The 18,148-nt window shown below is 72.5% G+C and carries 16 protein-coding genes; 8 read left to right on the top strand and 8 right to left on the bottom strand.

All coding sequences use genetic code 11. The annotated features are described in order from the left end of the window. Positions 1-70: 70 nt before the first annotated feature. A complete protein-coding gene (locus tag ACFWE2_RS17655; RefSeq protein ID WP_026365682.1) occupies positions 71-415 on the bottom strand; it encodes an RNA polymerase-binding protein RbpA in 345 nt (114 codons plus the stop codon). A gap of 301 nt (positions 416-716) precedes the next feature. Here ACFWE2_RS17655 and ACFWE2_RS17650 point away from each other — a divergent pair, with 301 nt between their 5' ends. From ACFWE2_RS17650 to ACFWE2_RS17625, 6 genes are all read left to right on the top strand, one after another. Continuing rightward, positions 717-1,883, top strand: a complete 1,167-nt coding sequence (locus tag ACFWE2_RS17650) for an LLM class flavin-dependent oxidoreductase (RefSeq protein WP_377225524.1) — start codon at positions 717-719, stop codon at positions 1,881-1,883. Then, on the top strand, positions 1,880-2,551 hold the full coding sequence (locus ACFWE2_RS17645) for an FMN reductase (RefSeq protein WP_377225523.1): 672 nt from the start codon (positions 1,880-1,882) through the stop codon (positions 2,549-2,551). The genes ACFWE2_RS17650 and ACFWE2_RS17645 overlap by 4 nt, the downstream gene beginning before the upstream one ends. A gap of 412 nt (positions 2,552-2,963) precedes the next feature. After that, on the top strand, positions 2,964-3,590 hold the full coding sequence (locus ACFWE2_RS17640) for a hypothetical protein (RefSeq protein ID WP_377225522.1): 627 nt from the start codon (positions 2,964-2,966) through the stop codon (positions 3,588-3,590). A gap of 186 nt (positions 3,591-3,776) precedes the next feature. Next, the gene (locus ACFWE2_RS17635; RefSeq protein WP_377225521.1) at positions 3,777-4,346 is read left to right on the top strand and encodes a hypothetical protein; all 570 of its coding nucleotides are present in this window, start codon (positions 3,777-3,779) and stop codon (positions 4,344-4,346) included. 37 nt (positions 4,347-4,383) lie between these two features. Continuing rightward, positions 4,384-5,193, top strand: a complete 810-nt coding sequence (locus ACFWE2_RS17630) for a ChbG/HpnK family deacetylase (protein ID WP_377225520.1) — start codon at positions 4,384-4,386, stop codon at positions 5,191-5,193. Between the two features lie 14 nt (positions 5,194-5,207). Further along, a complete protein-coding gene (locus tag ACFWE2_RS17625) occupies positions 5,208-6,641 on the top strand; it encodes an MFS transporter (RefSeq protein WP_377225519.1) in 1,434 nt (477 codons plus the stop codon). On the opposite strand, the gene ACFWE2_RS17620 is transcribed toward ACFWE2_RS17625, so the two are convergent. Further along, on the bottom strand, positions 6,631-7,956 hold the full coding sequence (locus tag ACFWE2_RS17620; protein WP_377225518.1) for a CehA/McbA family metallohydrolase: 1,326 nt from the start codon (positions 7,954-7,956) through the stop codon (positions 6,631-6,633). The two genes, ACFWE2_RS17625 and ACFWE2_RS17620, sit on opposite strands and share 11 nt — an antisense overlap. A 47-nt stretch (positions 7,957-8,003) precedes the next feature. Then, complete coding sequence (locus tag ACFWE2_RS17615; RefSeq protein WP_377225517.1) at positions 8,004-9,959, bottom strand: S9 family peptidase; 1,956 nt, start codon at positions 9,957-9,959, stop codon at positions 8,004-8,006. A gap of 64 nt (positions 9,960-10,023) precedes the next feature. Between ACFWE2_RS17615 and ACFWE2_RS17610 the strand changes: the two genes are divergently transcribed. Next, the gene (locus ACFWE2_RS17610; RefSeq protein WP_377225516.1) at positions 10,024-10,950 is read left to right on the top strand and encodes a virginiamycin B lyase; all 927 of its coding nucleotides are present in this window, start codon (positions 10,024-10,026) and stop codon (positions 10,948-10,950) included. 5 nt (positions 10,951-10,955) lie between these two features. Here ACFWE2_RS17610 and ACFWE2_RS17605 read toward each other — a convergent pair whose 3' ends face one another. The 3 genes from ACFWE2_RS17605 to ACFWE2_RS17595 form a co-directional block, all read right to left on the bottom strand. Next, a complete protein-coding gene (locus ACFWE2_RS17605) occupies positions 10,956-11,375 on the bottom strand; it encodes a VOC family protein (protein ID WP_377225515.1) in 420 nt (139 codons plus the stop codon). Between the two features lie 15 nt (positions 11,376-11,390). Next, positions 11,391-12,308: a DNA-binding protein gene (locus ACFWE2_RS17600; protein WP_377225514.1), complete on the bottom strand. Its 918-nt coding sequence runs from the start codon at positions 12,306-12,308 to the stop codon at positions 11,391-11,393. A gap of 321 nt (positions 12,309-12,629) precedes the next feature. Beyond that, positions 12,630-13,859, bottom strand: a complete 1,230-nt coding sequence (locus ACFWE2_RS17595) for an erythromycin esterase family protein (RefSeq protein WP_377225513.1) — start codon at positions 13,857-13,859, stop codon at positions 12,630-12,632. A gap of 82 nt (positions 13,860-13,941) precedes the next feature. Between ACFWE2_RS17595 and ACFWE2_RS17590 the strand changes: the two genes are divergently transcribed. Continuing rightward, entirely contained in the window at positions 13,942-14,691 is a 750-nt protein-coding gene (locus ACFWE2_RS17590) for a TioE family transcriptional regulator (RefSeq protein WP_377225512.1), read from the top strand. An 18-nt stretch (positions 14,692-14,709) separates the two neighbouring features. Here the strand turns inward: ACFWE2_RS17590 and ACFWE2_RS17585 are convergent, their stop codons facing one another. Together ACFWE2_RS17585 and ACFWE2_RS17580 are read right to left on the bottom strand one after the other, a co-directional pair. After that, positions 14,710-16,899, bottom strand: coding sequence for an MMPL family transporter (locus ACFWE2_RS17585; protein ID WP_377225511.1), 2,190 nt, complete (start codon positions 16,897-16,899; stop codon positions 14,710-14,712). Positions 16,900-17,039: 140 nt separating this feature from the next. Continuing rightward, on the bottom strand, positions 17,040-18,148 hold a 1,109-nt coding region (locus ACFWE2_RS17580; RefSeq protein WP_377225510.1), incomplete at its 5' end, for an RNA polymerase sigma factor.

Here is an 18,148-nt window from a genome sequence, read left to right as displayed (position 1 = left end):
GGTCCGGACCATGTGGTCCGGACCCGACGGTCGTTCAACTGCTTTCAGGTACTGCTTTCAAGTGCTGCTCTCAGGCGGAGCGGCGGAGCTTGCCGGCGCGCAGCAGCTCGAGGCGCTCGTCGAGCAGGTCCTCAAGCTCCTTCACCGTGCGGCGTTCCAGGAGCATGTCCCAGTGGGTGCGCTGGGGCTTGGTCGCCTTGGGCTCCGGCTTCTCGGCGTCGCGCAGGAGGGCTTCCTCGCCGCAGCGGCACTCCCAGATCGGGGGGACGTCCGCGTCGGTGGCGAAGGGCAGGATGATGGTGTGGCCATTGGGGCAGTCGTAGTAGGCCTGGAACCGCGGGGCGAAGTCCACGCCCTCGTCGGACTCCATGCTCTTACTACCGATGCTCATACCGCGCAGGGACCGGTCGGGCACGATGTCCTCCAGAGGGTTGTCGGGATTGATGGCGGAAAAAGGTCCGTAGTGCCAACGCGGGGACCCTCTGTGATGTTCCAGCCGTTCCAGCCGTCTATGTTTCCAGCCGTCTGATCAGGCTACGCGCCGGAGGTGTGCTCGCAAGCGCACTCCGGGCAAACTGGGCGCTGATGTGCCCGATCTCACGTGCGTCCGGGCCGGTGGGTGCGGGCTCGGTGGGAACAATCGACCCTAGCAGCAGGTTGAGGCCACTGTTCATGCATCTGCATGAACACCATCACGATCATGGGAGTGCGGCATCATGCAGTTCGGGATCTTCAGTGTCAGCGACGTGACGACGGACCCGACCACGGGGCACACCCCGGACGACACCGAGCGCGTCCGGGCGATGCTCACCATCGCCAAGCACGCCGACGAGGCAGGCCTCGACGTCTTCGCCACCGGTGAGCACCACAACCCGCCGTTCGTGGCCTCCAGCCCGACGACGATGCTCGGCTACCTGGCCGGCGTCACCAAGAACATCACGCTGTCCACCGCGACCACCCTCATCACGACCAACGACCCGGTCCGGATCGCCGAGGAGTACGCGATGCTCCAGGTCATCTCGGACGGCCGCATGGACCTCATGATGGGCCGCGGCAACACCGGGCCCGTGTACCCGTGGTTCGGGCAGGACATCCGGCAGGGCATCCCGCTCGCGATCGAGAACTACGCGCTCGTGCGGCGGCTGTGGACCGAGGACGTCGTGGACTGGGAGGGCAAGTTCCGCACCCCGTTGCAGGGCTTCACCGCCACCCCGCGCCCGCTCGACGGCGTGCCGCCCTTCGTGTGGCACGGCTCGATCCGCAGCCCCGAGATCGCGGAGCAGGCCGCCTACTACGGTGACGGGTTCCTGCACAACAACATCTTCTGGCCCATGAGCCACACCAAGCAGATGGTCCAGTTCTACCGCCAGCGGTTCGAGCACTACGGCCACGGCCGCGCCGACCAGGCGATCGTCGGCCTCGGCGGGCAGGCGTTCATGCGCAAGAACAGCCAGGTGGCCTGGGACGAGTTCCGGCCCTACTTCGACAACGCGCCCGTCTACGGCCACGGCCCCTCCATGGAGGACTTCACGCGCGACACCCCGCTGACCGTCGGGTCGCCGCAGCAGGTCATCGACCGGTACGGCTCCTTCATCGACGAGGTCGGCTACTACCAGCGCCAGCTCTTCCTCGTGGACCACGCGGGCCTGCCGCTCAAGACCGTCCTGGAGCAGATCGACCTCCTCGGCTCCGAGGTCGTGCCCGAGCTGCGCAAGATCGCCGACGCCAAGCGCCCGGCGGACGTGCCGGCGAACCCGCCAACGCACGCCGAACGTGTCGCCGCGGCGCGCGCGAAGAACACGGCGGGCGCCACCCACGTCGGCGACGGCGGGGACGAGTACACCGGCAAGCTCGCCGAGGAAGCCGAGGACGTCCTCTCATGACCGACTTCAGGACCGCGGGGGCGAACCGCCGCACCATCGCCGTCGTGCACGCCGGGCTGGGACAGCCCTCGTCCACGCGCCTGCTGGCTGACCGCCTCGCCGACGCCACGGTGCGCGAGCTCGAGGCCCTCGGCCAGGACGTGACCGTCGAGGTCGTCGAGCTGCGCGACCACGGCCACGCGATCATCGACGCGATGCTCACCGGCTTTCCGACGGGCGAACTCGCCCGCGCGATCGAGACGATCACGCGGGCCGACGCCGTCATCGCCGTCACCCCGCTGTTCACCACCACCTACTCGGGGCTGTTCAAGTCGTTCGTCGACATCCTCGACAAGGAAGCGCTCACGGGCATGCCCGTGCTGCTCGGCGCGACGGGCGGCACACCACGCCACTCGCTCGCGCTCGAGTACTCGCTGCGGCCGCTGTTCACCTACCTGCGGGCCGACGTCGTCACGACGTCGGTCTTCGCGGCCACCGACGACTGGGCGCAGGGCGCAGGCAGCGGGCACGACGACGGCGGCAGCTCCCTGCCGCAGCGCATCGAACGGGCCGGCCGGTCCCTCGCCGGCCTCGTGTTCGCCCGCGGTGAGCGCACCAAGCCCGCCGACCCGTTCGCGACCACCCCGAGCTTCCTGGACATGCTCGGCGGCGACCAGGGCAGCAACTAGCTCGCACGTGGCGTGACCTGAGCTCGGTCAATTGCGTCGAGATCGGTCGGTCGATCGACCGATCTCACGGCGACTGACCGAACTCGCGACGCTCGCCCCCTCGTGCCGCTCTGACACCCGAGGCCCGCGCCGCTCCGGCGACGGCGCCCAGCAACGCGAACTGAGTCCCGTTCATGAGGATCCAGACGACCAGAACGCCTCGGGTTACGGCTCCTGTCGGCCTGCTGAACCTGAGCCGGCGCTCTACCGACCTTCACAGCCTCCGCAGCACCGGGTGGTGACCGGTGGTGACCCGGCAGAAGCCCTGGTCGGAGAGTTGCGCCCGGGGCTTGCATGCCCCGGGCCCGGCGGGGAACATATGGGACAGCGGTCGCCGCTGGTCGTGGCCGGGACGATGGGTGAGGGAGCTGTCATGGCGGACGGTACGGACAAGCAGGTCTCGGACGGTTCGAGCGCCGACAGCCCGCAGGGACCGCACGCGCCCTACCTGGAGGCCGACACCGGACGCGTCGCGCGGATCGTGGCGGCGCTGCGCAAGGCCCATGCCGAGCAGACGAAGGCCCATGCCGAGCAGGCGGCCGCCAGCTCCACTGCTCCCGCACCCCGTCGGGAGACCAGCGGCGTGCGGCCCACCAAGCCGGCCGTGCCCACCCTGCGCTGGAACCCTGGCGCCCGCTACCGTACGTCACACCTCGCGGACCACCCCGAGGCGGACGCACCAGAGACCCCACCGGTACCGGCGCCCCCGGTACCCGGCCCGCCGGCTCCGGTTCCCGCACCACCCGCACCACCTGCCCCTCCGGCACTTCCGGCCGCAGGTCCGGTCCCCGCACCCCCGGCCCTCGCCGGACGCCTGTTCCGCGGGCCCGCCCGACGCACCGCCGTCTTCGAACGCGAGATCTGGTACCCCGTCAACCGGTCGGCGCACGTGCCGCGCGACGTCAGCGAGGCGCTCGTCGCCGCGGTGGAGCGCTACCGCAAGGGCTCGATCTCGACGTCGGGCCTCGTGCGCGCGATCGGCAGGGCGCACGCCGCCTGACCGGCTCCCGTCCACCGGACCGGGCCGGCGCTGGGCGTGCCCGGCGCTTTTCCGCATCGCGGCAATCTGCCTGGCTCGACAGCCGTTGTTCGCCCTCGTTGGCCCTTGTCCTGCGTTCGTACGGCGGAGGAGCATTCGTTGCACGAAAGAGGCGCCCGGCGGCCAGGACAATGGAGGGCAGCACCGGTGATGCGACGGCAGGCGGCGGCAACCCTCGGCGTGATCGGCACGATCAGCGCGATCGGGCTCCTCAGCGGCTGCATGAGCGACCAGGCGGCCGCCGGCTTCACCGCACCCGAGGACTACGAGACGATCGAGCAGCTCGTCTCGGACGCCGACGTCGTCGCCGTCGTGCAGGCGGGCGACTCGGCGGTCGACGTCGTCGACAAGGTGCCGTACACCCGCACCGAGCTGAAGCTGCGCAAGGTGCTGCTCGGCGTGGTGGCGGAGAACGCGCACCTCGCCGTCACCCAGGTCGGGTCAGCGGAGGCACCACCCGGGGCCGGGCTGGCCGCCGTCCTGCGGGACGGACACGAGTACGTGGTCGTGCTGCACCGCACCGGGGCGGGGGAGTTCGAGATCGTCGGCCCCGGCGTCTGGCGCGCCGACACGCTGGGTACGAGCCTGACCCTGCACACAACGATGCTGCCCTGCGTCCCCGCGGCCATCCCGCACGTGACCACGCCGTGGGCCCTCGAGGTGGAGCTCGGCGAGGCCGGGGAGTCGCTCGGCACGAGCGTGATCGGCAGCTCCTGACCGAGCCCGCCCACTCCGGCTGCGCCAGACTGGGCGGATGACGCGCAGCCTCGTGCTCACCGCGGACGACGCGGGCACCGACCCCGACGCCGACCGCGAGATCGCCGCCCTGCTGGCCGGGTCGCCGCTGACCGCGGTCGGCGTCATCACGGCACCCGAGGGGGACCAGCCCGAGGGTCCCGCGAACCCTGGTGCGGCCCGTGCCGTCGAAGCGTTCGCCCGCGCGGCTCCCGGCGTCGCACCCGGGGTGCACGTCGTGCTCCCGACACCCGCGCCAGAGGGCGGGTTCGACGACGTCGCCGACCGGGTCACCGACCAGATCGACGTGCTGGCCGGCGCCACGTCCGCCGTCGGCTCGCCTCCGCCCGACCGGCTCGACTCCCACCAGGGAACGCTCTACGGGCTGCTGGGCCGCTCCTACCTCGCCGAGGCGATAGAGGTCTGCGCGCGACGCGGCCTGGCCTTCCGGCTGCCCCGCGGCCTGGAGCTGTACGGGGACGGCGACCCCCTGCTGGCCACGGCCGCGGTGCGGGAGCGGCACGCGAGCGCCGTGGCGGCGGCCGACGCAGCGGGGGTGCGCCTGCCGCAGGCCATCGCAACGCACCGGGGCGGCGACGCGGAGGCCCGCGACTATGCGACGTTGCGCGACCACTACCTGCGTCTGCTGGCGCGGCTGCCCGAGGGGACCAGCGAGATCTTCCTGCACCCGGCTCCGGACACGCCGCGCCTGCGGGAGCTGTCGGACGGGTGGTGGCGCAAGCGGACGTGGGAGCTGCGGCTGCTGGGCGACCCGGTTTTCATCCGGGAGATCGAACGGCAGGGCATCGACCTGGTCAGCAGGTGGTGAGTAGGCTCGCCGACGTGGACGCCGAGCCTGCGGGGACGTCGCCGATGCGCTACGGCATCGGCATGTTCGGCACCTCGCTGCCGATCAACCTCGTCAAGGGCTCGATGCTCTACGTGTACGTGGAGCTGCTCGGCCTGGACGCCGTCGTCTACGCGGCCGTGTACGCGGTCTACGGGGTGCTCGACGCGCTGGACAACCCGCTGTTCGGGTACCTGTCGGACCGGACGCGTTCGCGGTGGGGGCGGCGTCGGCCGTACCTGGTGACCGGTGCGCTGGTGCTTGCGGTCACGACCATCGCGCTGTTCTCCGTGCCGGGGCCGGTGGCCGACTCCGCGGTGGGGCTCGCGGTGTGGTTCGCGGTGTTCGCGATCACCACGGAGATGGCCGACTCCCTGATCAACGCGAGCTACGGCGCGCTGCTGCCCGAGCTGTTCACGCACGAGCGGCGGCGGGCGACGGCGAACGCGGTGCGGCAGGGCGCCCAGCTCATCGCACTGGTGATCGCGCTGGCGCTGACCCCCGTCCTGGCGCGGAACGTGCTGGGCACCGAGGGCTCGACGGTCGGTTACGGGCGCCTGGCGGTGATCTTCGCCGTGGTGGCGGCGGCCGTGATCCTGTGGACGGCGTTCGGTGTGCGGGAGGACCCGGCGCTCGACGCGGAGCCGAAGCCGCTGTTCTTCCGGTCGGTCCGGCAGATCCTGTCGACGCCGCAGTTCTGGACGGTCGGGATCGTGAACGCCTGCTACGGCTCCGCGATGGCGCTCGTCCTCGGTGGCCTGCAGCTCTACGTCCACCACACGCTGCAGGGCTCGGCCCTGGACGCGAGCATCCTGCAGCTTGTCGTGATCGTCGTGGCGATCGGGATGCTGAGCGTGTGGGCCGCCGTCGTGCGGCGCAAGGGCGCCGCGTGGGCATGGCGGCTCGCGCTGCCGGTGGCGGCCGTCGGGTTCGTCCCGATGTACTTCGCGACGGACCTGCTCACGGGAATCCTCGCCGGGCTGGCGGTCGCGGTCGGCTACTCGGGGGTGCTCGCGACGAACGACCTGGTGATCGCCCGGGTGCTCGACGCGGACGCCGCCCGGCACGGCACGCACCGCAGCGGCCTCTTCCTGGCGTCGTTCGGGGTCCTGGGCCGGCTTAACGGCCTGGTGACGGCCGGGGCGCTGGCATCACTGGCGCTGTGGTTCGGCTACCGCTCCGGCACGGACCCCGGACCCGACCCGGGGCACGCGTTCCGCGTCTACCTGTCCCTGTACCCGTTCGCGCTGCTCGTGATCGGCACGACGGTGTCGCGGTTCATCAGGTTGCCGGCCGCTCCGGAGGAGACGGGCTCGCCGGAGGCCGGGCCGGACGCCGAACCGGACGCCGAACCGGAGGAGACGAGGCCGGAGGAGTCCGGCTCGCCGGACCCGGACTCTCCGTACGGGCCGGAGCCGGTCACCCGCTGATGGCCAGCAGGGTCCGGTCGGGCGCCTCCAGCCGGTAGGGGCCGTGCCCGGGCGGGGCGGTGACGGTCACCCGGTCGCCGCGAATTCGCCGTCGGCGACCGGCGTTGTCCACCAGGACCGTACCGTCCGCGTCGATCGCGACCAGGTCCTCGCCCACCCGCACGAGCACCGGCTCGCCCGGCCCGGGGAACCGGCTGATGGCGGTCCGGCCGTGGCGGACGGCGTCGAGGATCGCGCCCGGCGTGCGGTCCTCTGCCGCGACCCAGGTGGTGGGCGTGCCGGGCGGGAAGCCCTGGTCGGGCGTGTGGAAGTCGCTGCCGCCCAGGAGGACGGGGTAATCGGCCGTGCCGGGTACACCAGGCGCACCGGGCAGGTCCGTGGACCCGGCGAGCGCCCGCAGGTACGCCCAGGGGCCTGTTGCGGTCAGGTCCAGGAACCACGAGATGTGCCACAGCTCGAGGTACCCGGTCCGCACCGGGTACAGCCAGCCGCAGTCGTCCTGGACCGGGTGGTTCACGGACAGCAGGCCGCCCCGCTCCTCGACGTCGGACAGCCACCGCGCGGCCGGGCGCCGGAAGTCGATCCAGCCGATCTCGCCGAACGCGTTCGCGTGGCCCGCGTGGGTGGTGACCTCCTGCCCGGGCAGGAGGCACAGGTCGTACGCGGCGGCGACGGCGGGCAGGTGCCGGTGGTGCGAGACGGTGTTGTGGTCCGTCACGGCGAGGAAGTCCAGTCCGCGCCCGACGGCGGCCGCCGTGAGCTGCGCGATGCTCAGCGTCCCGTCCGAGTGCGTGGTGTGGGCGTGCAGGTCGCCCGCGTACCAGGTCAGGCCGTCGGGGGCGGGCAGGTTCCGCCCGAGCCGGGTGCCGCCCGCTCCCACCGCGGTATCGGTGCCCGACGGCGGGGGCGGTGCCGGCGGCTCGTCCTCGACCCCGCCCGCGTCGACTCCCGTGGCGATCGTGACGGTGACGTCGACCGGCTCGGCCGGCATCCCGTGCAGGCCGAGCACCACGGCCCACTGCCCGGCGACGAGCTCACCTGGTTCGTAGCCGGGCGTGGCGCGGCTCGGGGCGGCTGACCCCTGCGCGACCGAGCCCTGTGTGATCGCGAAGCGCGACCGCGCGCCGCCCGACCAGCCGCGCCACCGCTCCGGGTCGCGACAGCCCAGGTCGATGACGGCGGCGTCCCGGTCGTACGCGAGGGTCACCTCCAGGGCCGACACGCCGCCGGCCGGCAGCTCGAACGGCACCTCCAGGTACCGGTTCTCGATCTGGTCGTCGACGGACAGGCGCAGGCGGCGCTCCTCGCGGGTCACCCGCCGAGGCTATCCCCGGCCCGGTTGGCCCCGCACCGGCCCGGCCGTCACCGTCCAAGGATCTCGGCGAGGAACTCGATGGCGGCCGGATAGGCATCCTTCCGGTTCGCGCGCATGGCCAGGCCGTGCCCCTCGTCCTGGTAGACCCGCAGCTCGTGCCGGATGCCGCGGTCGGCGAGCGCCGCCGCGATCTGTTCCGCCTCGGACAGCGGGACACGGGGGTCGTTGGCGCCGTGGATCACGAAGAGCGGTGCGCGGAGCTGGTCGAGATAGGTGATGGGGGAGGCGGCGACGAGGAGGTCGCGGTGGTGCTCGAGGTTGCCGTACTCGCGTTCGCGGGCGGCGCGGCGGTACTCGGAGGTGTTCTCGAGGAAGGTGACGAGCGAGGACATGCCGACGATGTCGACGCCGGCGGCCCAGAGGTCGGGTTGCATGGTGGTGCCGGCCAGGACCATGTAGCCGCCGTAGGAACCGCCCCACAGGGCGCTGCGTGCGGGGTCGAGGCCAAGGTCGGGCAGCCAGGCCTGGAGGGCGGCGAGGTCGGCGACGGAGTCGAGCCGCTTGTCGACGTCGTCCAGGCTGACCCAGCGTTTGCCGTACCCGGCGGAGCCGCGGACGTTGGGGACGAGGACGGTGAGGCCGGCGGCGGCGAGCGCCTGGATGATCGGTGAGAAGGGGCGGGCGGCTTCGGCCTCGGGGCCGCCGTGGACGACGAGCACCGAGGCGCCGTGGAGGGCGGCACCTGTGCTGGGTTCGTCCGTGTTCGTGGTGGTGGTGGTGGCACCGGTTGGTACGGGGCGGTACACGAAGCAGGGGATCTGTTCGCCGTCCGGGGTGGGCACACGGTGCACGGTGGGCAGCGAGACGTGGAGGCCGGCGGGGATCTCGGCGCGTCCGTCGACGACTGTCGTCGCGGCGCCGGTGGCCGCGTCGACGAGGTGGACCGAGCCGGGGTCGCCGGAGGTCGTGAGGTGCACGGCGAAGCGCGAGGAGTCGTGGGCCCAGACCACGGTGGGTACCCCGGCGTCGGGCAGGGCCACGTCGCAGCGGTGGGTGCCGTCGGGTTCGTGCACGGCCAGGGTGGTGACGCCGTCCTGGTGGTGGCCGACGACCATCGCCGTGCCGTCGGGGGAGAGGACCACCTCGAGGTCGTGGTCGTCGGCCTCGACGAGGGTCTGCCAGACGGTGCCCTCGGGGCTGCCGGCTTCGCCTGGGTGCACGCGGACGACGGCGGCGAACTCGCGGTCGTGGTCCGACGCCATGACGAGCGCGTCGTCGTCGCCGGTCCAGGCGACCTGTGCGTGGTGGGCGTGCTCGTCCGGGGCGGTGAGAGGGGTGGTGCTGCGTCCGTCGTCGCCCGCGACGAGGATCTGGGTGGAGCGGGGCCGGCTGCTGAGCACCGTGATCGCGACCGAGCGGCGGTCGTGGGAGGCGGCCGCGGCCACGAGGTAACCGCCGCCGTCGTACAGGGTGGTCTCGGTTCCGGTCGCCAGGTCGTGGACGACGAGGTCGAAGTCGACGCCGTCGCGCCGGTTCGTCAGGAAGACCACGGAACCCGCGGAGACGTCGGCCAGGTCGTGCTTGTACTCGGGGTCGTGCACCAGGGGCACCAGACCTTCCGGCGAGGCGGGCAGCCGAGCGGGCAGTGCGGCTGTCGCGGGCCTGGAGTCGGGCAGGACGGGCCCGGTGGGCGACGAGGCAGCCGGTCCGTCGAAGGGCGCCAGGTCGAGCAGGCTGAGCTGTGTCCGCTCGTCGCCGCCGTTGTCGTGCTGCACCACGACGAGGCGGGTGCCCGGGACGTAGCGGCCGGAGCAGCGGGACGGCAGCGCGGTGAGCTGTGTCCGGGTGCCGTCGGGCGCGATCTCGACGAGCTGCATGCTGCCCGACTCGTCGTTCCCCGCGAGGATCCGGCCCTCGGGGTCGACGTCGAACACCGCCCAGGCGGTCAGGTCGAGCAGGGCGTTGATGATCTCGGGCACGGAGGTCAAGGGTGCGGAAGTCACTCAGGCAAACTAGTGGGAGAGCAGGGTCGTTGTCCCTGAACCAGTCGTCGAGCGAGGAGCTGTTGTGCGCCATTCCCAGGCCCCGGTGATCAAGGAGATCCAGGTCGCGGACGCCAAGGACGGCCCGTACGGCATAGCCGCCGGCTCCGACGGCGCCCTGTGGCTCACCTTGGCGCAGAGCGGTCGCATCGCGCGCCTGACCGTGGACGGCGAGGTCACGGAGCACGCCCTGGACTCGGCCGAGTGCCAGCCCACGGTCATCACTCCCGGTCCCGACGGAGCCCTCTGGTTCACCCGCACCAGGGACCACCGGATCGGCCGCATCACCACCGAGGGTGTCGTCCGTTCCTACCCCGTGCCGACGCCGGACGGCGGCCCGTACGGCATCACCGCCGGGCCCGACGGCGCCCTGTGGTTCACCGAGATGAACGCCGACAAGGTCGGCCGCATCGATGTCGAGGGCCGGGTCACCGAGTTCGACCTGCCGGTGGCGGGCGCCATGCCCTCGGCGATCACCACCGGGCCGGACGGCGCCCTGTGGTTCACCCTCAACCAGGCGAACGCGATAGGCCGGATCACCGTCCGGGGCGACGTCACCGTCCACCCGCTGCCCACACCCGGCGCGGGGCCGGTCGGGATCACCAGTGACGGGGCGGCCCTGTGGTTCGTCGAGATCATGGCGGGGCAGATCGGCCGCATCACCACCGACGGTGCCGTCCAGGAGTTCCCGTTGCCTGACCGCGCGGCCAAGCCGCACGCCATCGTCGCCGCCGGCACCGGTGACTGCTGGTTCACGCAGTGGGGCGCCAACCGGGTCGGTCACATCACCGTTGCGGACGATGCCGGCGGCCATGACGCGACCGACCACAGGGTGACCAGCCACGACCTGCCGTCGCCGTCGTCCGAGCCGCACGGCATCACCGTGGGCCCGGACGGAGCGCTCTGGACGGCCCTGGAGATCGGCAGCATCGCGCGACTGGTCGTGCCGTAGCGCCGTCAGCTGGAGACCCGGTGCTGCTCCACGTAGTGCGGGTTGTACATGACCCCGAGGACGTTCCCGAACGGGTCCACCACGGCCGCGGTGACGAAGCCGAGGTCGCCTCGCGGGGTGATCGGCTGGAACTCGGTGGCGCCCAGCTCCAGCAGACGCGCCACCATGCCCTCCAGGTCGTCGACGTGCCAGTACATCAGCGCGCCGCCCGGCGTGGAGGGCAGGCCGGGTGGCGCGAAGGCCCGGCTGACGAGGCCGAGCTCCGCCTCGTTGTCACCGATCCGGAACTCGGCGTAGGCGAGAGCCCCGTCCGGGCCGGGACGCTGGAAGTACGGCTCTACCCCGAGCAGCTCGGTGTACCAGGCCGCGGCCGCGGTGACGTCGTCGGCCCAGTAGTTGATGGTGGCGAATCCGCGAAGGTTCATGGGGCCATCACAGCACTACCCACTGACACTCGTGCTCGCCGCCGCCTCCAGCGCCTCCCGCAGCCCGGCCGCCGTGCCCTCCGCCTGAGCCTGCGCCGCGATCGCCGCCACGCGGGTCCGCTCTGCCTCTGCCACCTGTTCCCGTGCCGACGCCAGTGCGTCACGCGACGCGGACAGCTCGCCCTCCAGCCGGGCGACCGACGCCTCGGCGGTCGCCCGCGCCGTCTCGGCCGCGGCGCGGTCCCGGTGCGCCTGGGCGGCGTCGGACCGCGCAGCCTCGAGCGCCCCGCGCACGTCGGCCAGCGACTCCCGCAGCCCGACGGCGGCACCCTCCGCCTGCGCACGGGCCGCCTCGGCGTCGGACCGTGCGCGCTCGGCCGCGGTCGTGGCGGCTCGTTCGTGGGCGAGCTCGTCCCGCACGGCGTCGAGCGCCTGTCGCGCGGCGGCCAGTTCGCCCTCCAGGCGGGCTGACATCGCCACGGCGTCCGCCCGCTCCTTCTCCACCGCCGCACGATCCTCCTCGGCGGACCGTGCCTGCTCACGCGCCGACTCCAGGACCGCACGGAACTGCGCGAGCTCCGCGTCCGCCTCGTCCACGCGCGCGGCCAGCGCATCCGCCTCGCCCACGACGGCGGTCAGCGCCTCGTCGTGCGCTGCGGCCGCAGCCTCGTGCTCCGAACGGGCCACCTCGACCGCGGCGCCCCACAGCGCGTCGACGCCACGCTCCACCAGGGCGGTGACCGCGGCGGGCAGGTCGGGGAGCGCCTGCCGCGCGTCGTTCTCCGCGGCCCTGGTGTCCCGCCACTCCCGCAGGTACTTCGTCGCGGCGGCGTTGGAGCAGCCGGCACGCTCGCGCACGTTCGTCACCGTGACGGCGACGCCCTCCGCCGTCAGCGCCTCGGCAGCCTGGAAGACCCGTTCCTTGTCGCGCACGTCGTTCCCCGATCAGTGATTCCGGCCCACAGTTTCGCCGCGTAGCTTCGCGCTCGTAGTAGTACGAGTAGTGTTGCAATACTACTACTACTTCTGCGTCCACAAAGTACGCACCCGCTTTCCTGAAGCGGGTGCGCACTGGATCAGGGAACCGCTAGATATCAACGATATTCGGCCCTCCAGACAGCTCAGGCGGGCAGTTCGAGAGCACATAGTGAGCACCGAATACCGTTGCTCCGTGCTGCGGAGCAGGCGCGCCGGCACCGCCGGGACGCCTGCTCCCCCGAGAGCCCGCCGGGTCGGCGCCGGCGGCGCGTGCGCTCAGCGCTCCTGCGCGTCCCTGACGAACACGATCCCGTCGACGGCGGCGAGCTGCGCCGGGTCCAGCGGCGCGTACCCGAACCAGGGGGACACGCGGGCGTCCGGCACCTGCTCCCCGAACGAGGCGACGAGCCGGCCGGCGTCGAGCAGGTGGTGATCTCCGGGCACCGCGTACAGCAGGCCCTCCACGCTGTCCGACGGCGGAGCGTCCACACCCTGGTGCCGGATGGTGCCGACCGCCGTGGCAAGGAAGGCGTATCCCGCGCCGAGCTCGGCGGCGACCTGCGCGCCGGCGCCCCACCACTCCAGCCTCGGGTGGTCCCACATGCGCATGGTGCTCGGGGTCCGCTGCAGGTGGCTGTTGTGCGCGCTCACCAGCACCGGGCCACGCTCGGCCAGGGCGAGGAGGTTGGCGGCGATCATCGCGTCCCGCACGCCGAGCAGCCAGGTCATGCGGCCGGGGGAGGAGTCAGCCATCCAGAAGTGGTAGCGCAGCAGCCCCGTCGCGGTGCGCCCGTACAGGCGGGCCAGCTCCCACTCGGCCGGGGTGGACGTGGCGACGAGCCCGGGTGCATGGGCGCCGAGCAGTGCCACGAGGTCGTCAGCGATGAGCCGCAGCTCCCTCGCCTCCGCCGACTGCCCCACGGAACGGGACGGGTCCATCATGGCGGCGGGTTCGGTCCATCGGTCGTCGGGGCCGACCAGGCTGTCAAGGGCGTCGATCGAGCAGGGGAGCAGGCCGGCGCCCAGCCGCTCCGCGAGGAATCCGTGCAGTGCGGTCAGGGCCGGTCGCGGGCTCGCGGCGGCCGTGATCTCCAACGGGCCGTCGACGCCCGCGAACCGAAGCCGGTCGGACGCCGGCCGGCCCGCGTTGAAGGAGCGCATCCAGCGCACCAGCTCGCGGTTGCCGGGGAACGCACCCCACTCGTGACTGAGGCCGCGTGCCATGACGTCGTCGAGCTCGTCGTCGGCGCGGGTACCAGCGGGGTCCTCGCCGGCGGTGACGTAGTCGTCCACGAGCAGGCCCGTCAGGCAGTCGCTCTCCAGGGCGATGGTCCGGTAGCCCTCCTGCTCGACGAGCTGCCGGAGGAGCTCGTTGCGCACGGCGTGCAGGGTGCTCTCACCGTGCGTGGGCTCGCCGAGGGCGAGGATCCTCGGGCGGGCCGGGAACAGGCCCATAACGGCCCCGGAGTCGACGGGACGGATGGTCTCTTTGAGGTCGGTCACCATTCCCTCAAAGGTATCGTTGAAGTTCCGGTTGAAACTTCTCCCTGATCTGGGCAGGCACATGGGTGTGAACCCTCAAGACGACATGCGGCTCAGGCCGATCGACCTGGCACGTGAGCACGGCCTGTCCACCCAGGCGATCAGGAACTACGAGGACGCGGGGATCCTCCCGGCCGCCGTCCGCACCCCGAGTGGATACCGCACCTACACCCCGCTGCACGCGCGTGCGCTGCGCGCCTTCCTCGCCCTCCTGCCCGGCCACGGCCACCGGACGGCGGCGGCGATCATGCGAGCGGTGCACGACGGCGACACCGCGGGCGCGCTCCGGCTCGTCGACGAGAGCCACGTCCAGCTCCTCGACGACCGCCGGACGCTCGAGGCGGTCGAGAACGCCCTACGCGACCTCGACCCCGCCGGTACGCGAAACAACACAGGGACCGGCACAGCGACCCGCACAGGGACCGGCGCCACGCCCGCGCCCCGCACCGGACCACGTGACCTGTTCATCGGCCCGCTGGCCGCGCAGCTCCGCCTCCGGCCCGCGACCCTGCGCACCTGGGAACGCGCCGGCCTGGTGCGGCCGCGCCGGGACCCGCAGACCGGCTACCGCGTCTACGACGAGACGGCGGTGCGGGACGCCAGGCTGACCCACCAGCTCCGGCGCGGCGGCTACCTGCTGGAGCAGATAGCCCCGCTGATCGCCCAGGTGCGGGCGGCCGGTGGGCTCGAGCCGCTCGAAGCCACGCTGCACGGCTGGAACGACCGGCTGACCGAGCGCGGTCGGGCGATGCTGTCCGGCGCCGCGGCGCTGGAGGCGTACCTCCGGCGCCGCTGACGAGGCCGGGGTAGGTCGTCAACGCCGGACCGGGGCAGTGCCCGGCCGTATCCCGGCCGGCCACCAGGTGCGCTCGCCGAGCAGCGTGATCACGGCCGGCAGGATGAGGGCGCGCAGCACTATCGCGTCGAAGAGCACGGCGACGGTGAGCCCGACGGCCATCTGCTTCATCTCGATCCGGTCGAAGAACAGAAAGCTGCCGAAGATCGACACCATGATCACGGCGGCGCTCGTGACCACGCTCGCGGACCCGGCGATGCCTTCCACCACCGCCTGCTGGGTGGGCACCCCGCGCCGCGCGGCCTCCCGGATCCGGCTCACGACGAAGATCTGGTAGTCCGTGGAGAGCCCCACCAGGATCGCGATGACCATCAGCGGCGTGCGCGAGCCGACGAAGCCCACCGACTCGAACCCGAGCAGGCCCTCCGCCCATGTGCCCTGGAAGACCAGGGTCAGCACACCCCAGGACACGAGCACCGCGGCGAGGTTGAGCACCGCACCCAGCAGCGCCAGGGGCACCGAGCGGAACACCACGAACATGATGACGAGCGTGGTCAGGGTGACGAACCCGATGACCCAGGGCAACCGCTCCGCTTGATGGGCCGCGTAGTCCGCGCCACGGGCGACGTCGCCGGAGACCGCGACCTGCGTACCGGCCGCCGTTCCGACGGCTTCCGGGACGAGGTCCGCCCGCAGGTGTTCCAGCGAGCGTTGCGCCGCGGCGGAGTTCTCGCCGAACGGGATCGGGAGCCGCAGCAGCGCCGTCCTGCCGTCGTCGGCGACCACTACCTCGGGTGCCGTGTCCTGCGCGAAGAGGTCGTCGCCCCGGGTCCGGTCCGCGAGGTCCTGCAGCACGGCCGCGGGGTCGTCCCCGCGTGCCAGCACGAGGTGCGCGGGCCCCTGGGACGGGAACGCACCGGTCAGCCGGTCGTAGGCGGCGACGGACGGCAGCGTGTCGGGGAAGGTCTCCGCGCCCTCGGTGCCCAGCCGCATGGTCAGCGCGGGCGCCGCCAACGCGCCGGTCACGGCCACACCGATCAGCACCGTGACGAGAGGACGGCGCACCACCGGACGAAGCGCCGCGGTCCACGCGGCGCTCTCGCCCGTGGCGCGGCCGTTCTCGACCTGGCCGGCACGGCGCCGCCCACGGAGCCCGCGGAACCCGCGGTCGATCCGGCTGCCCAGCAGGGCGAGGAGCGCGGGCAGCACCGTGAGGGAGCCGACGACCGCGAGCGCCGTCACCAGGATCGCCCCGGTGGCGACGGAGGAGAAGATGACGTCGTCGGCCAGGTAGAGCCCGCCGAGCGCGAGCACGACGGCGATGCCGGACCCGAGGACCGCGCGGCCGGATGTGGCGGCTGCTGCCTCGATGGCTGCCGTGTAGTCGGTGTGGCCGGTGGCGAGGTGGCCGGCGTGCGCGTGTTCCTCGCGGATCCGCTTGAGGTAGAACAGCGAGTAGTCGACGCCGACGGCCATGCCCAGCAGGAAGATGACGCTCATCGCCGCGCCGCCCGCGTCGGGGAATACCCAGGACGCCAGGCTGTAGAGCCCGACCGCTCCGGTGAAGGCGGTGAGGGCGAGGAGGATCGGGATGCCGGCTGCCAGCACGGTGCCGAACACGACCAGGAGGATCACGAAGGTCACCGGGAGGCTGATCGCCTCGGTGCGCAGCAGGTTCTGGCCCATCGACTCGTCGACCTGGTTCGACATCGAGGCGCTGCCGGTCTGCTCGACGGTCACGTCGGTGTGCGCCGCCTGTGTGGCGGCGGTCTGTTCGAGAAGGGCTGCGACGTCGTCCTCCGCTGTCTCGCTGTCTCCGCGGAGGGTGACGTCCACGAGCAGTGCGGTCCGGTCGGCGGACCAGGCGGGTTCGGCCACGGTGGTGACGGCGGGCAGGGCCGCCATGCGCCGTCGCACGTCGTCGGCGGCGCTCGTCGCGGCGGTCTCGTCGAGCTGGTCGCCGTCCTTGGCCGTGATGAGCACCTGTTCGGTGGGGGCGGGTGTGAGCCCGGCGGAGTCGGCCATCGACTCCGCGCGTCCGGCCTCACCGACCCAGAAGTCCTCGACGGTGCCCGAGCTGGTGCCGACGGCGGTGCCCGCGCCGAGGCAGAGCACCACGAGGAGCAGCCACCCCACCACCGCGCGCCAGGGATGGGTGGCGCACCACCGGGCCACGCGCACGGTGACTGACTGTGTCCCGTTGGACATGACGGGTCCTTCCAGGTTGGACGATGATCCTGACCCGTGCAGCGTTGCTGGTCAGGGGCGTCGTCCGCACTGGTGCACACCCACGGCGCGCCGGGGGCCAGCCCCCGTGGTGCCTGTCGGGTCTTCCCCCGGGCGGGTGGTCACGACCCCGGTGCCTCCGGCGAGGATGTCCGCAGTCGCGCGGCCTGCTTCATGAGGTGGGTCCGCTCGAGCAGGCTCGTCGCCCGGTCGGCCGCGATCGTGTAGTGCCGGATCGCCTGGTCGACGTCGTCCGCGCGCTCGTACAGGTGGGCCGCCACGGCGTCCCAGCGCGCGAGCTTCGGGTCGACGCCCGCGAGGGCGGCCAGTCCCGCGCGCGGGCCGTCGACCTGACCGACGGCGACCGCCCGGTTCAGGGCGACGACGGGGCTGTCCGCGAACCGGGTCAGCTCGTCGTACCACTCGAGAATCTGCGTCCAGTCGGTCTCCTGGGCGGTGGGCGCGTCGTCGTGCAGGGCCGCGATCGCGGCCTGCGCCTGGTACTGCCCGAGCCGGTCGCCGGCCAGGGCGCCCTGCAGGACGGTGACGCCCTCGGCGATCATCGCCGTCTCCCACAGCGACCGGTCCTGCTGGTCCAGGGGGACGAGCTCGCCCGAGGCGTTGTACCGGGCGGCCCGCCTGGCGTGGTGCAGGAGCATCAGGGCGAGCAGGCCGGAGACCTCGGGGTCGGCGGTGTCTCCGGCGTCGCGGGAGACGGCGGTGACGAGCTGGCGTGTCAGCCGGATCGCCTCGTCGGCGAGCGAGATCTCGCCGGTGAAGCCCTCGTTGAAGATCAGGTACAGCACGTGCAGCACCGCTCGGACGTCGCCGGGGGTGTCGAACCGCGCACCGGTGATCGTGCGCTTGGCCCGGGAGATGCGCTGCGCCATGGTCGCCTCGGGTACGAGGAACGCGCGGGCGATCTGCGCCGTGGTGAGCCCGCCGACGGCGCGCAGCGTCAGCGCGATGGCCGACGCCGGGCTGAGCGCCGGATGGCAGCACCGGCTCAGCAGGAGCAGCGTGTCGTCCGACTGCTCGGTGGGGCCGGGCGGGGGCTCGTCGTGCACGCGTTCCTCCCGTCGCCGTCGTGCGGCCTCGGCGCGCTGGGCGTCGATCAGCTTGCGGCCTGCGACACGCAGGAGCCAGGCCTTCGGCTCGTCCGGGAGGGTCTCGGGCCAGTGGCGCACCGCCTCGATCAGGGCCTCCTGCACGGCGTCCTCGGCCGTCGCGA

Source organism: Promicromonospora sp. NPDC060271 (assembly GCF_042726755.1).
Taxonomy (GTDB): Bacteria; Actinomycetota; Actinomycetes; order Actinomycetales; family Cellulomonadaceae; genus Promicromonospora.
Note: the sequence above shows the minus strand (reverse complement) of the source record. Positions and strands in the feature narration are given on the sequence as shown.